Source organism: Promicromonospora sp. NPDC023987, from assembly GCF_040639055.1.
Lineage (GTDB): Bacteria > Actinomycetota > Actinomycetes > Actinomycetales > Cellulomonadaceae > Promicromonospora.
Genome location: NZ_JBEZZF010000102.1, coordinates 1 through 13,887, shown reverse-complemented (window position 1 = coordinate 13,887; position 13,887 = coordinate 1). Strand labels below are relative to the sequence as shown.

At 70.6% G+C, this 13,887-nt stretch carries 10 protein-coding genes; 2 read left to right on the top strand and 8 right to left on the bottom strand.

Annotated elements, in window-relative coordinates; all coding sequences use genetic code 11:
- Positions 1 to 92: 92 nt before the first annotated feature.
- Genes AB0F40_RS25880 through AB0F40_RS25855 form a run of 6 tightly spaced genes read right to left on the bottom strand, consistent with a single transcriptional unit; the run spans position 93 to position 6,849 of the window.
- Positions 93 to 1,586 (bottom strand): mannitol dehydrogenase family protein, encoded by a 1,494-nt coding sequence (locus tag AB0F40_RS25880; protein WP_357474748.1) that lies wholly within the window; start codon positions 1,584 to 1,586, stop codon positions 93 to 95.
- Positions 1,579 to 2,433 carry an ABC transporter permease subunit gene (locus AB0F40_RS25875; RefSeq protein ID WP_357474745.1) on the bottom strand — a complete coding sequence of 285 codons (855 nt, stop codon included), beginning with the start codon at positions 2,431 to 2,433 and terminating at the stop codon, positions 1,579 to 1,581. The genes AB0F40_RS25880 and AB0F40_RS25875 overlap by 8 nt, the downstream gene beginning before the upstream one ends.
- Positions 2,433 to 3,356 (bottom strand): ABC transporter permease subunit, encoded by a 924-nt coding sequence (locus AB0F40_RS25870; RefSeq protein ID WP_357474742.1) that lies wholly within the window; start codon positions 3,354 to 3,356, stop codon positions 2,433 to 2,435. The genes AB0F40_RS25875 and AB0F40_RS25870 overlap by 1 nt, the downstream gene beginning before the upstream one ends.
- 37 nt (positions 3,357 to 3,393) lie before the next feature.
- Complete coding sequence (locus AB0F40_RS25865; protein WP_357474739.1) at positions 3,394 to 4,551, bottom strand: ABC transporter ATP-binding protein; 1,158 nt, start codon at positions 4,549 to 4,551, stop codon at positions 3,394 to 3,396.
- On the bottom strand, positions 4,548 to 5,780 hold the full coding sequence (locus AB0F40_RS25860; protein WP_357474736.1) for an extracellular solute-binding protein: 1,233 nt from the start codon (positions 5,778 to 5,780) through the stop codon (positions 4,548 to 4,550). Before AB0F40_RS25860 ends, AB0F40_RS25865 begins: the two co-directional genes overlap by 4 nt.
- A gap of 55 nt (positions 5,781 to 5,835) precedes the next feature.
- The gene (locus AB0F40_RS25855; RefSeq protein WP_357474733.1) at positions 5,836 to 6,849 is read right to left on the bottom strand and encodes a LacI family DNA-binding transcriptional regulator; all 1,014 of its coding nucleotides are present in this window, start codon (positions 6,847 to 6,849) and stop codon (positions 5,836 to 5,838) included.
- A 219-nt stretch (positions 6,850 to 7,068) separates the two neighbouring features.
- On the opposite strand from AB0F40_RS25855, the gene uxaC reads away from it, so the two are divergent.
- Positions 7,069 to 8,499: a glucuronate isomerase gene (gene uxaC, locus AB0F40_RS25850; protein WP_357474730.1), complete on the top strand. Its 1,431-nt coding sequence runs from the start codon at positions 7,069 to 7,071 to the stop codon at positions 8,497 to 8,499.
- Between the two features lie 19 nt (positions 8,500 to 8,518).
- On the opposite strand, the gene AB0F40_RS25845 is transcribed toward uxaC, so the two are convergent.
- Both AB0F40_RS25845 and AB0F40_RS25840 read right to left on the bottom strand, forming a co-directional pair.
- On the bottom strand, positions 8,519 to 10,252 hold the full coding sequence (locus AB0F40_RS25845) for an ATP-binding protein (RefSeq protein ID WP_357474728.1): 1,734 nt from the start codon (positions 10,250 to 10,252) through the stop codon (positions 8,519 to 8,521).
- A gap of 78 nt (positions 10,253 to 10,330) precedes the next feature.
- Positions 10,331 to 11,512: an SGNH/GDSL hydrolase family protein gene (locus AB0F40_RS25840; RefSeq protein WP_357474725.1), complete on the bottom strand. Its 1,182-nt coding sequence runs from the start codon at positions 11,510 to 11,512 to the stop codon at positions 10,331 to 10,333.
- Positions 11,513 to 11,682: 170 nt separating this feature from the next.
- Here AB0F40_RS25840 and AB0F40_RS25835 point away from each other — a divergent pair, with 170 nt between their 5' ends.
- Entirely contained in the window at positions 11,683 to 13,785 is a 2,103-nt protein-coding gene (locus AB0F40_RS25835; protein WP_357474723.1) for an alpha-glucuronidase, read from the top strand.
- Positions 13,786 to 13,887 lie beyond the last annotated feature (102 nt).

Genomic DNA, 13,887 nt, shown 5'->3' with positions numbered 1-13,887 from the left:
GTTGGGATGAGATCGGTCAGTCGTTGGACCGATCTCATCCCAACCGACCGAACTCACCCGCCCAGCCACGCAACCGACCGTCAGCGTCAGCGTCAGCGCGCGAACGCGCCGATCTCCGCGGCCACCGCGTCCAGGAAGCTCTCCGGCGTGCTCTCGGGCAGCAGCCCGGGCAGCCCGAGGAGGGCACGAACGTCCTCCTCGGTACCGGCCAGCCCTTCCACGTCGCCCAGACCGTCGGACCCCCCGGGCACCTCGAAGGCGCTGACGACGCCCACTAGCTCATCGGCCCGCGGGTCGTCCACGCCCTCGCCGGAGCGCGTCCGGCGGCGGACGAACTCGGCCCACGCGGCCAGGCCGAACGCCACGCCCTGTGGCTCCCGCCCGGCGGCCAGCGCGTCCGCGAGGACGCCGCCCCACCGGAACGGGATCTTCTGCGTGCCGTCCATCGCCACCTGCGCCGTGGTGTGCCCGGTGTGCGGGTTGGCGAACCGGGACAGGATCTGCTCGCCGTACTGGTGCAGGTCCAGGCCGTCGGGTGGGGTGAGCGTCGGCAGCGCGTCCTCGAAGAGGTACTGGCGGGCACGCTCGGCGATCGCCGGGTCGACCACCGCCTCGGCGATCGTCGTGTGCCCTGCGAGCCAACCGGAGTACGCGACCAGCGAGTGGGTCCCGTTCAGCAGCCGCAGCTTGGCCTGCTCGAACGGGGCCACGTCCTTGGTCAGGGTGGCGCCGGCGGCCTCCCACGCGGGGCGGGGCCCGGCGAACCGGTCCTCGATCACCCACTGGGCGAACGGCTCACCGACCACGAGCCCTTCGTCCCGCACCCCGAGTGCCTGGCCGACGTGGTCGCGCTGCGCCGACGTCGTCGCGGGCACTATCCGGTCGACCATGGAGCACGGGAACGTGACCCGCGCGTCGAGGAACCCGCGCAGGGCGGCGCCGTCGGCCCCGGGCAGCCCAGCCTCAGCGGCCTGCCGCACGAGACGCTCCAGCACGCGCCCGTTGTCCACCATGTTGTCGCAGGTCAGAACAGTGATGGGGGCGCCAGAGACCGCACGGGCCGCGAGGCCGCGCACCAGGAGCCCGATCGCCGAGCTCGCCGGCCGCACGGGCGTCTCCCCGCGGGCGTCGGCCCGGAGCGCCTCCAGGTCCTCCGCCACGGCGTCCAGGTCGAGCGACCCGTCCGGCTTCCGGGCGTAGCCCTTCTCCGTGATCGTCAGCGTGACCACGTGGGTGGACGGCGCCGCGAGCACCGCGAGGACCCGCTCGGTCTCCTCCGCGGGATAGGCGACGTCGACGACCGAGCCGATGAGCTCGACGGACGACTCCTGCTCACCCGCCGTCAGCACCGCGTACACCCCGCCCTGCGGGCGCAGCTGGTCGCGGACCCGCGCGGACCGCTGGGTCACGCCGAGGATCCCCCACGAGGTGTCGCCCGTGGCGATCGCCGCTCGCTCCGTGTAGACGGCCTGGTGGGCCCGGTGGAACGCCCCGATGCCGAGGTGGACGATGCCCACCGCCGTCGGCATCACGGGCGTGTCGATGCCCACGGGGACGTTGTCCCGGTGCAGGCGGTCGTCAGTCATCGCGTGTCTCCTTCACCTGTGCCACGAGCTGCGTCGGGTTCACGAACCGCAGCGCCACCACGAGCATGACCAGCATGGTCGCGGTGTAGATCACCGACATGGCCGAGATGAGCTGTCTTGCCTCGCCTCCGCCGGCGGACGTCATACCACGGTAGATCGCCACGACGAGCGTGTCCGATCCAGGACCGGACACGAGGAAGGTCAGCTCGAACAGCCCGACGGTCCGTACCAGGACCAGGATCGCCGCCGCGAGGATACCCGGCACGAGCAGGGGCGCGAGAACCCGCGTGAAGACCTGCCGGGTCCGCGCACCGCACATCCGGGCGGCGGACTCGATCGCGGGGTTGATCTGCTCGATGAACGGCGTCATCGTCAGGATCACGAACGGCACGGACGGGACGAGGTTGACCAGCACGACGGCGGTCAGCGTGCGGCCCAGCCCGAACGAGTACATGACCGTCGCGAGCGGGATGCCGTACGTGATGGGCGGCATGAGCACCGGCAGCAGGAACAGCAGCATGACCGCGCGCTTGCCCGGGAAGTCCCGGCGGGCCAGCACGTAGGCGGCGGGCACGCCCACCAGCACGGAGATCACGACGACGAGCGCCGCCACGCCGACCGTGACCCCGATGACCTCGCCGAGCGAGAACCGGTCCCAGGCCTCGCCGTACCAGCTGTTGGTCAGGCCCTCCGGCAGCCAGGTGTCGAACCACTGGCGGCCGAACGAGTCGACGACCACCGCGATGATGATCCCGAGCAGGAAGACTCCGAACGCGGTCATCCCCGCCCACACGAACCACGTGGACGGACGGGCGGCGATCGGCCGCTCCAGCGTTGATACGGCCATCAGCCCTTCCCTCCTGTGGTTCCTCGGTACAACAGCGAGCGCAGGCCCAGCACCGCCGCCACGACGAGCAGCTCGACCACGCCCATCATCAGCGCGATGGTGGATGCCATCGCGTAGTCGTTCTGTTCGCCGAACGCCCGGAACGCCATGAGCGACATGACCCGCGTCGAGCCCATGGCGTCACCGACCAGCCGCGCCGACGGGAACACGGAGAACGCGAGCACGAACGTCAGGATGAACGTGGTGGCGAGGCCGGGAGCGAGCAGCGGCAGGACGATCCGCCGGAACCGCTGCCACCAGCCGGCGCCGAGCGTCTTGGCAGCCCGCTCCAGCGACGGGTCGATACCGGACAGGTAGGACGAGATGAGCAGGAACGCGAACGGGAAACCGGTGATAACCAGGGAGAACATGACGCCCAGGTAGTTGTTCACCAGCCGGAGCGGCTCGTCGATCAGGCCGATCTCGAGCAGCGTGCGGTTGATCCAGCCCTGCCGCCCCGCGAAGATCAGCAGGCCCTGCGCGGTGAGCACCGTGCCCAGCGTGATCGGCAGCACCAGCAGGGACGTCAGCAGACGCTTGCCGCGGAACTTGTGCCGCAGCACCATCGCCACGGGGATCGACGCCAGCACGTTGAACAGCGCCGCGGGCAGGGCGAGCCGCATGGTGAGCCAGACCGAGTCGAACACGAACGGGTCGCGGAAGAACGCCACGTAGTTCGCGAAGACTCCGCCGCCCCACTGCGCCTGCATCTCGGCGGTCGGCTGCACCGTCAGGCCGATCCCGTACGAGAAGGGGTAGACGAACAGCGCGATCGCCAGCACGAGCCCGGGCAGCAGCATCAGGAGCGCCGGGTCGACACCCCGCTCGGCCAGGCGGTGCCGCAGGCTGGCGGTCGAGCGCGACTGCTGCCGGACGCCGCTCACGGCGCCCCTCCCCAGCCAGCCGTGGCGGTGGGGCGGCTCATGCCGCCACCTCCACCGGCACCGGGGCGTCCAGCGACTCCGGGAACACCAGCACCCGCTCGACCGGCGCCGTCAGCCACACCGCGCCGCCCACCTGGGGTGCGGTCGGCGTGCGAGCGTGCAGCATCGTGTCACCGGTCTGCACCCCGACGGCGTGCTCGCGGCCCTGGTACTCCACCACCGAGACGGAGCCGGGGACGGCGCCACCGCTGGTCGAGCTTGTCGAGACCCCGTTCTCGACAGGCTCAACCCGCGAACCGGGCGCCACCTGCGAGATGACGAAGTCGTCCGGGCGGATCGCCACCCGCACGCTGTCCCCGGCGCTCAGTGCGCCGACCGCACGCCCGGTGAGCCGGACGCCGCCGTCGGCCGTGCCGGGGAGCGCGACGACCGCCTCGTCCCCGGACGTCGAGACCACGGTGGCCGGCAGGATGTTGCGGTACCCCATGAAGTCCGCGACGTACCAGCTCGTCGGGCTCTCGTAGAGCTCGTCGGGCGTGCCGATCTGCTGCACGCGTCCGTTGCGCAGCACGACCAGGCGGTCGGCCAGGGAGAGCGCCTCCTCCTGGTCGTGCGTCACGTAGATCGTGGTGAGTCCGAGCGACTGGTGGAGCCGCCGGATCTCGGTGCGCATGTCGAGGCGGAGCTTCGCGTCCAGGTTCGACAGCGGCTCGTCCATGAGCACGAGCGACGGCTCGAGCACGACCGCACGCGCGATGGCGACGCGCTGCTGCTGTCCGCCCGACAGCTGGCCCGGCAGCTTCTTGATGTGCTCGTCGAGCTTGACGAGCTCGATCGCCTTGCGCACCCGCGCGTCGATCTGGGCCCGCGGCAGGCCCTGCATCTGCAGGCCGAACGCGACGTTCTTCTCGACGGACAGGTGCGGGAACAGCGCGTAGGACTGGAACACCATCCCGAACCCGCGTCGTTCCGGCGGGAGGGTGTCGATCCGCTTGCCGTCCAGCAGGATCTCGCCGTGCGTGAGCGGAAGCAGGCCGGCCAGGCAGTTCAGCGCCGTCGACTTGCCGCAGCCCGACGGGCCGAGCAGGGCGACGAACTCGCCCGCCTTGATCGTCAGGTCGAGGTCGGCCAGCGCGTCCACGCCGCCGAACCGCCGACCGACGCCCCGCAGCTCCAACGACTCGAAGGTGCTCATCCTGCCTCTTCCTCCGTCTTGCCCGCCCCGACCTCGCGGTCCCAGATGTCGAACGCGGTCACCATCGCGTCGGCGTCGAGCGGCACCACGGAGTCCTGCGACTCGATGAGCTCGTCGAACATCGGCCGGCCGAACTCCTCGATCACGTCCTGCGACTCCTGCGGCGCGAGGTCCAGCGTGGCGCCCTCGACGGCCGGCCCGGGGTAGAAGTAGCCGGAGTCGTAGGCCTTGGCGTTCTGCTCGGGGGTGAGCATGTCCTGCAGCAGCAGCATGATCGCGCTGATCTTGTCCGCGCTCTGCCCCTTCGGGATGGCCGCGTAGTGCGCGTCGGTCACCCAGGTGAAGTCGTCGAACGCCGCGGCCTCGAGCGTGTTGGGCAGCTGGCCCTCCGCGCGCGGCGCGATCTCCCAGCCGGTGGTCGTGGGGACCATGGCCCAGGTGCCGTCGGCCAGGTTGGTGATGACCTGGCCGGTGCCCGTCGGGTAGGTGTCGACGTACTTGCCGAGCTCCTTGAGGTACGCCCAGGTCTTGTCCCAGCCGTTCTCGGGGTCGGTCGGGTCCTCGTCGCCGAGGACGTAGGGCAGGCCCATGAGGAACGTACGGCCCGGACCGGAGTTCGCGGGGCGCGCGTACCCGAACTTGCCCGGGTTGGCCTTGGCCCACTCGAGCAGCTCCTCAGGGCTCGCCGGCGGCGTGTCGACGACGTCGGGGTTGTACTGCAGCAGCGGCCCGGACGGGTAGTACGTCGTCACGATGCCGTAGCCCTGGGCGAGCTCCTGCATCTTGGCGGCCGGCTCCAGGTAGTTCTCCTGGTTCGACACGCGGTCGCCGTAGTCGTCCACCACCGGCAGCCACAGGTCCTCGCTGATACCGGCGGCCAGCCCGTCGTTGCCGGTGAACACGACGTCGATGGACAGGTTGCCGCTGTCCACCTGCGGCTTGACGAGGCCCGTGACGTCGGGCGCCCCGCCCGTCTCCCAGGTGACGGACTCGATGACGTCGGGGTTCTCCTCGACGAACTCGTCGACCATGCCCTCGGTGAGCCGCTGGTTGCCCGCGACGTCGAGGATGTTCAGGCTGACGGGCTCCGACGGCGTGTCGGGCACGTCGGCCGGGTCGGTGACGGCGCTGCCGCCCTCGCCGCCCGGGGCCTCCGGTGGCGTGCACGCGGTCAGCAGCGCCAGTGCCGCGACGCCGACAAGCGCTACGGCCTTCTTCGAGGTGCGCATGGTGCCTTCCTCTCTCTCGGGCTCCTTCGCCCAGGGGTGGTTGCCGGGACGAGCGTCAGCTGACCGGCCCGGCGGGGACAGGTCCTGAGGACCCGCGAATCGTGAGCTCCACGGGGAGCTGGGTGCTCGCCGCCGTCCCGCCGCGCAGGCGGACGAGCAGCAGGTCGACGGCGCGCCGGCCGAGCCGGGCGAGCGGTGCGTGCACCGTCGTGAGGGCGGGCGACACGAGGGTGGCGAGCTGGACGTCGTCGAACCCCACGACGGACATCTCGCCCGGCACGTCGACGCCGCGGTGCCGCAGCCGGTCCAGGATGCCGAGCGCCATCAGGTCGTTGAACGCGACGACGGCGGTGACGCCGCTCGCCAGGGCATGGTCGGCGACCTGGACGCCGCCGGCGAAGTACGGCTGGAAGGTGCCGAGCTGCACCAGCTGGACGTCCCGGTGCTCGGCGGCGGCGACGAGCCCCGCGACGCGGCGCTCGCTCGACCAGGACGACGCGGGCCCCGCCGCGACGCCCACGGTCCGGTGCCCGAGGGCGGACAGGTGCCCGAGCGCCTGGGCGACGCCGTCGGCGTCGTCCACCGAGACGCACGGGACCTCCGGCTCTCCGGTGCCTGACGGGGTGGCGGGCAGCTCCCGGCTGGCCAGGACGGCGGTCACGCCGACCAGCGCCGCACGGAGCTCGGCCTCGCCCGATCGAGGGGAGGCCACCAGCACGCCGTCCGTCCGGGCGGCGAGCGCGGCGATCAGCTCGGCCTCCATGTCGGCGTCCTCGTCGGAGTCGGCGACGAAGACCTCGTACCCCTCCGCGCGGGCCCGCGCCTGCACGGCCTTGGTCACCGTCGCGAAGTACGGGTTCTCCAGGTCGGGTACCAGCAGGCCGACAGCGTGCGTGCGCCCCATCCGCAGGCCGCTCGCCGCGTGGTTGGGCCGGTAGCCCAGCTCCGCTGCCACGCGTGTCACCCGATCACGCGTAACGGCCGCCACCCGTTCGGGCGAGGCCAGCGCGCGCGACACCGTGGAGATCGAGACTCCGGCGGCGCGTGCGACGTCATGCACCGTGACCATGGCACCTCCTCGTGACCTGTTGCGGCTCTGCAAACGTTTGCACCCTATCGCATGTTTGAGTGCAAACGTTCGCAGACATTCTGGGGTAGCGTCTTCGCAGGTCAGCGATGCAAGACCCGCTGCGATGGCGAAATCTCCAGGCAGCCTGCCTCCGGCGATGGCCTACCATTGCCGCGCAAGCGCTTACCCACCCGGCAACGATGCCTCAGGAGGACACCCGTGACCGACACCTGGACGCTGCACCCTGACCGAGCGCTGCCCGCCGATCCCGTGACGCGGCCGATCGCCCGCGAGATCTACCAGGCGGTGCAGAAGCTCCCGATCGTGTCGATGCACGGCCACGTCGACGTCGCGGCCTTCGCGGACGACGAGCCGTTCCCCGACCCGGCCCAGCTGCTCGTCGTCCCCGACCACTACCTGACCCGGATGCTCGTGTCGCAAGGCGCGAAGCTCCCGGAGCTCGGCGTGGGCCCGGCCGAGGAGCCCGGTTTCGAGTCCGACCCACGCGAGATCTTCCGGCGTTTCTGCGCCGGCTGGAAGCATTTCCGCGGCACACCCACCCGGTACTGGATGGAGCACGAGCTCGTCGAGATCTTCGGCGTGACCGTGCGGCCCTCCGCCGAGACCGCGGACCAGGTCTACGACCAGATCGCCGAGTGCCTCGCCGACCCGTCGTTCCGGCCGCGCGCGCTCCTGGACCGGTTCGGCATCGAGACCATCGGCACCACCGACCCCGCGTGGAGCACGCTCGAGGCGCACGCCCGCCTCGCCGTCGACCTGCCCGGCCGGGTGCTGCCGACCTTCCGCCCGGACCCCCTGCTGCACCCGGCCCGGCCGACCTGGCGTGCCGACCTGGAGCGGCTCGCGACGGCGTCGGGCATCGCCACGGACACGTACGCGGGCTACCTGGCGGCGCTCCGCGAGCGCCGCGCCGCCTTCGTCGCGGCGGGCGGCCTGGCCACGGACCACGGCCACTTCAGCGCGGACACCACCCCGCTGCCCGACGACGCCGCGCGCACCCTCTTCGAGAAGGCGCTGCAGGGCGGCCCGGACAGCCCGGGGATCACCGTGGCGGAAGAGGCGGCGTTCTCCGCGCACATGCTGTTCCAGATGGCGGCGATGGCCGCCGACGACGGCTTGGTGATGCAGTTCCACCCCGGTGTGCTGCGCGACCACGACCCGGCGGTCGCCGCCACGTTCGGGCCCGACCGGGGTTACGACATCCCCGTGGTGACCGAGTTCGCGCACGGGCTGCGGCCGGTGCTGGAGGCGTTCGGGAACTCGGAGAGCTTCCGGATGATCGCCTTCACGGTGGACGAGGACGTGTACTCACGGGAGCTGGCACCGCTGGCGGGCGTGTACCCGGCGCTGCGGCTCGGCGCCCCCTGGTGGTTCCTGGACGCTCCGGACGCGATGCGCCGGTTCCGCGAGTCGACCACGGAGACGGCGGGCTTCTCGAACATGTCGGGCTTCGTCGACGACACCCGCGCGTTCTGCTCGATCCCGGCCCGCCACGACCTGGCCCGTCGCGTCGACGCCGGCTACCTCGCCCGGCTGGTCGCGGAGCACCGGCTCGACCTGGACGAGGCGCTGGACACCGCGGCCGACCTGGCCTACCACCTGCCGAAGCTGGCCTACGCGGCACGGTGATCCCCGCTGTCACCACGATTCAGCCGATAGCCCTGCCGGACCATCGGTATCGGCGGCGGGGGCTGCGTGCGGGGCCTATCGGCGTGACGACACCTGCCTCGATCAGATCACGGAGGTACTTGACGATCGTCGGACGGCTCAACCCTGTCGCTGCCTCGATGTCCTGCGCGCTCACCTCATCGCCCCCAGCCCGGACAGCGTGCGCCACCTGGTCCTTCGTCGGCGTCTCGCCGGTGCCCGAGTCACCCTTTGGTACTGCGAGCATGCTCGCATCTCGCGCTCTCGGATCAAGAACATACGTGGCGTACCTGCGTCCGCCCTCTTTGACCGCGACGCCCCATTCGACCAGGTCGCGCAGTACCTGTCCCGCTTGGATCCGATCGACACCCCACTGTCGGAGCGCCGCGTTCGTGACGACGCCCGCACGCATCATCGCCAGGGCGATCTCGTGTGCGGGCGTCAGCCCCGCGATCCGTAGGCCTGAGATCCAGCTCAAAACCCCTTGCGCGAGGAGCTGCGACCGGTTGACGGTCACCACGAACGAGCTGACGGAGCTTCGGAAGCTCGGTCGTGGCAACCCGTTGTCGCGCGTAAGTGCGATCATCGTCGGAATCCCGGATGAGCGGTTCTCGGCGACGATCTCGCGCGACGTCGGCATGTACGTGTCCGCGAGCAGGCTGGCCAGGACAGCGTTTCTGGACGACGAGACTGCCTCTTCACCCAGGTCCTCGACGGCTATCCCACCGTAGATCCCGCCGGGGCTCCGGATCTCGAGTCGATCCGGAAAGAGCTCGACCTGGACCTGGGTCCCGCGGGTGATGCCGCTGTAGTCACGATGCATCAGCGCGTTGACCAGGGCTTCACGCACGACACCGAGTGGGAACTCCAGCTTGTCTGTCCGACCGGTGTCGCTCATGACGGCCCGTGCAGCGAGGTTTCGTCGCATCATGGCAAGTGCCGAGTCGACAATCTCGGGGATCGGGCCGCGCAGGGTCGCGTTGTCGAGAAACCGGGTCTCGCCCGCGACACCCTCTGGTGCGTGGACGACGAGCGAACACATGAGCTGAGGGAAGTACTGCTGGGGATACGCCCCGAAGACGAGCAGGCCTGCGAGTGTGAGTTGGGAATCATCATTCGGCTCGGCAAGCACACCGATTCGCGTCAGCGCGACGTTGTCCTCGACCCTGGCGAGGGATGCCGACCCGCGCCGAACCCGCTCAAGGGTGCGGCGGACACTGTCGATGTCCAGGTCGCTCAAAGACGTTCCCGGTACGATCTCCGCGTCGTATCTAGGCTGGGTGCGATTGGCGTACAGCAGGCCAACCTCAGCTTCGACCATCCGCCGGTCTCCGTCACCGGAGCGGAGGAACGAACCGTTGGAAACGCCTTTGGACGTGACATACACGGGTCGCTGATCCCATGGCACAGGTGGAACTTCACCCACCACGACCAGGCGCCCCTCCACTTCAACGACTTCAGTGGCGATCCGAATCGGTGGCGTGAGGTCGTCGCGCGACATCTGAACGAGCGCATCACGAAGAGCTGTCGCGTCCGGAAGTTCCACGACGGAGAACCCACTCTGCTCGTCAACGCCGAGCAGGACGACGCCTCCATCAGTGTTGGAGAATGCGGACAGCGTCTCTCTCAGGCTGGTGGGGAGTCCACCAGTCGCGCGCTTTGCCTCGATACGCTCAGGCTCACCACCGATCCGTCGCAGACCTGCGATCAAGTCGACGATCTCATCTTCCGCCACCCGGCCCCTCCTGTGCTGATCATGTGCGATACCAAGTTGCTTAAGAGTAGATCAAGTAACTCGATCAAGCACGGTAGCTCAGCCGCGCACCGGCTCCAGCGGCCCGCCCGGGCCGAAGGCGAGGGCCGCGAACCGCTCACCGATGCGCTCGTGCGTAGCGGTGTCCGGGTGGAGCCGGTCGGGCAGGGGCAGCTCGGCGGCGTCGGCGTGGCCGTAGAGCTCGAGGCCGTCGAGATGGTGCAGGTTCGGGTCGTCGGCCGCACGCTCCTGCACGATCCGGGCGAGCTGCTCGCGGATGACGGTGAGCGTGAGCTTGCCGGCCGCGCGCTCGGCGGGGTCGCCGGTCGCACGGAACCGCAGCTGCCCCTCGGCCAGCGCGTCCTCGTCGAACGCGCCGGGTCCGGGCGTGTCCTCGTGGATCGGGCACAGGATGGGTGAGACCACGAGCAGCGGCGTGTCCGGGTGGCCGTCACGGAGGGTGTCGAGGAAGCCGTGGACGGCGGGACCGAAGGCACGCAGGCGCATGAGGTCGGCGTTCACGACGTTGATGCCGAGCTTCAGGCTGATCAGGTCGGCGGCGGTGTCGCGCATGGTGCGTGCGGTGAACTGGTCGAGCAGGGCGCTCCCCCCGAACCCGAGGTTGACGAGGTCCACGCCGCCGCGCGACGCGGCGACCGCAGGCCAGATGCCCGTGGGGCGCACCGCGTTGGACCCCTGGCTGATCGAGCTGCCGTGGTGTAGCCACACGGGGCGGCGCTCCGTCGAGGGGTGCACCGGTGCGTCAGTGCGCAGCTCGACGAGCTCGACGGTCTCGTTGTGGGGCAGCCAGAGCTCGACCGACTTCTCGCCGTCGGGCAGCCCGTCGAACTCCACGGCGCCGACGGCTCCCTGCTCGGTCTCGCGCGCACCGGTGGTCATGTCGATGGTCACCACGGTGGCCTCGGCGAGGCTCGCCTGTCCGGCCAGGCGGCCGTCGACGACCAGGTCGAAGACGCCGAGCGGCCGCGCGGGAGCGCCGCGAAAGCCGAACCGCACGGCGTGCGCCCGCAGCTCGACGCGGGTGGCGGTCGTCGTGAAAGCGAGGCGCACCCCGGACGGCTGCGACTCCGCCATGGCGAGCTGTGGGTCAGCGGCCTGGGCGCGCGCCCAGGCAGGCAGCCGATGCACGCGCACACCCGTCGGCGTCTGCTCGAGCTCCGGTGCACCGCGCAGCAGGTCGGCGGTGACGGGCGTGGTGATCTGGTGGTGCCCTGTGGTCATGGGCACCAGCGTAGGGGCGGCCGCTCCGGCCGACCGGTCACCGTCTGGTGTTGCATCCTGGTTGAGGAACCCCGACCGGGGAGTGGACCTGGACCCGTTCGCTGCGGCACAGTTCAAGCACACCCCCACATATATGCACATCAACCGCAAGACGGACGGGACGACGACCTATGACCGGTGATTCTCCGCGCTCTACCTCCGCTCCCCATCCGGCGTGGCTGCCCGACGACGCGTTCGCCGCGCTCGGCACTCGCCGCGTGGTGGTGGCGGGCGACGGCGCGCTCGCCGGAACCGTCGCGGAGGAGGTGGCTGCTGCGACCGCGCGGTTCGGCGGGGCGTTCTCCCGCCTCGAGGTGGGCGACGGCGTGGCCGACGCCGAGCTGGTGCTCACGCTGGCGCCGGCCGATCCTTCGCCGGCCGGCCATTCACCTGCCGGCGCTGATGCCGACGCCGACGAGAGCTTCCGGTTCACGCGGGAGTCGGGCGCCGTCGTCGTGCAGGCGAGGACCGATGCCGGACTGCTGCACGGCCTGTTCCACGTGGTGCGCCTGGGCGAGGCCGCCTTCGCGGGGCCCGACGCCGACGAGACGCACGCCCCCGCCACGGACCTCCGGATGCTCGACCACTGGGACAACGTGGACGCACACCCCACGATGGGTCAGGTCGAACGGGGGTACTCGGGCGGCTCCATCTTTTACGACAACGGTTTCGTCCGCGCGGACCTGTCGCGCGTCGAGCGCTACGCCCGGCTGCTGGCAGCGGTCGGGATCAACCGGGTGGCCATCAACAACGTCAACGTGCACGCGCACGAGGCGCGGCTGCTGACCGACGACCTGGGCGACGTCGTCCGGATCGCCGCCGTCTTCCGGCGGTGGGGCATCAGGGTGCACCTGTCGGTGTCGTTCGCCTCCCCGATCACGCTCGGCGGCCTGGGCACCTCGGACCCCCTCGACCAGGACGTCGCGCACTGGTGGGTCCGCACGGCGGCGCGGGTGTGGGACGCGATTCCCGACTTCGGAGGGTTCGTCGTCAAGGCCGACTCCGAGGGCCAGCCCGGCCCGTTCGCCTACGGCCGCTCGCACGCCGACGGCGCGAACATGCTGGCCGCTGCGGTCGAACCGTTCGACGGCCTGATCCACTGGCGCGCCTTCGTCTACGACCATCGGCAGGACTGGCGCGACCGGTCGACGGACCGTGCCCGCGCCGCCTTCGACCACTTCCAGCCGCTGGACGGCGCGTTCTCCGACAACGTGATCGTGCAGGTCAAGTACGGCCCGCTCGACTTCCAGGTGCGCGAACCGATCTCACCGGTCGTCGCGGCCGTGCCGCACACCCGGATCGCCCTGGAGCTGCAGGTCACCCAGGAGTACACGGGCCAGCAGAAGCACGCCGTCTACCTCGGGCCACAGTGGAGCCAGATCCTCGGGTTCCGGTTCTGGGAGCCCGCCGGCCGCGACGGAGGATCACCCACCGTGGCGGATCTCGCGACCGGGCGTGGCAAGGCCGCCGAGGACCCCGGCACCGGCACGTGGCGCAAGCCGGCCGGCGGGTTCGCCGCCGTCTCCAACGTCGGCGACGACGAGTTCTGGACCGGGCACCCGTTCGCCCAGGCCAACCTCTACGCGTACGGGCGGCTGTGCTGGGACCCGACGCTGGACCCTGCCGCCGTGCTCGACGAGTGGGTGGGCCTCACGTTCCCGGGTGCGCCGGACGCCGTCGGCCAGGCGGTGCACGCAGTGCTGGACCGGTCCTGGGAGACGTACGAGCAGTACACGGCTCCCCTCGGCGTCGGCTTCATGGTGCGCCCGGGCCACCACTACGGGCCCGACGTCGACGGCTACGAGTACACGCCCTGGGGCACCTACCACTTCGCTGACCGCGACGGGATCGGCGTGGACCGGACGGTGCGTACGGGCACCGGGTACGCGGGGCAGTATCCCTCGCCGTGGCGCGAGACGTACGAGTCGCTCTCGACCTGCCCCGACGAGCTGCTGCTGTTCTTCCACCATGTGCCGTACACGCACGTGCTGCACAGCGGGAAGACCGTGATCCAGCACATCTACGACACCCATTTCGAGGGCGTCGAGCGGGTCGAGGCGATGATCCGCGCGTGGTCGGAGGTCTCGCGGCTCGTGGACCCGCGCCTCTCCGAGCGGGTGGCGGAGCGGTTCGCCGAGCAGCTCCGCAGCGCGACGGAGTGGCGCGACCAGCTCAACACCTACTTCCTCCGCAAGTCAGGCATCCCGGACGCCCACTCACGCCGCATCTACTGACCGGGGAGGTACGGGTTCGAGTGGTCGGTAGAACGTCAGGTGATCGGTAACCCGGGTTGCCCGTCCCCAAGGAGGCCGTGGCCTCCGACGTCACCTCGGTGC

Coding starts and splice junctions, on each gene's coding strand:
- AB0F40_RS25875 (WP_357474745.1), bottom strand. CDS start 2,433: ATGGCCGTATCAACGCTGGAGCGGCCGATCGCCGCCCGTCCGTCCACG.
- AB0F40_RS25840 (WP_357474725.1), bottom strand. CDS start 11,512: ATGACCACAGGGCACCACCAGATCACCACGCCCGTCACCGCCGACCTG.
- AB0F40_RS25880 (WP_357474748.1), bottom strand. CDS start 1,586: ATGACTGACGACCGCCTGCACCGGGACAACGTCCCCGTGGGCATCGAC.
- AB0F40_RS25860 (WP_357474736.1), bottom strand. CDS start 5,780: ATGCGCACCTCGAAGAAGGCCGTAGCGCTTGTCGGCGTCGCGGCACTG.
- AB0F40_RS25835 (WP_357474723.1), top strand. CDS start 11,683: ATGACCGGTGATTCTCCGCGCTCTACCTCCGCTCCCCATCCGGCGTGG.
- AB0F40_RS25865 (WP_357474739.1), bottom strand. CDS start 4,551: ATGAGCACCTTCGAGTCGTTGGAGCTGCGGGGCGTCGGTCGGCGGTTC.
- AB0F40_RS25855 (WP_357474733.1), bottom strand. CDS start 6,849: ATGGTCACGGTGCATGACGTCGCACGCGCCGCCGGAGTCTCGATCTCC.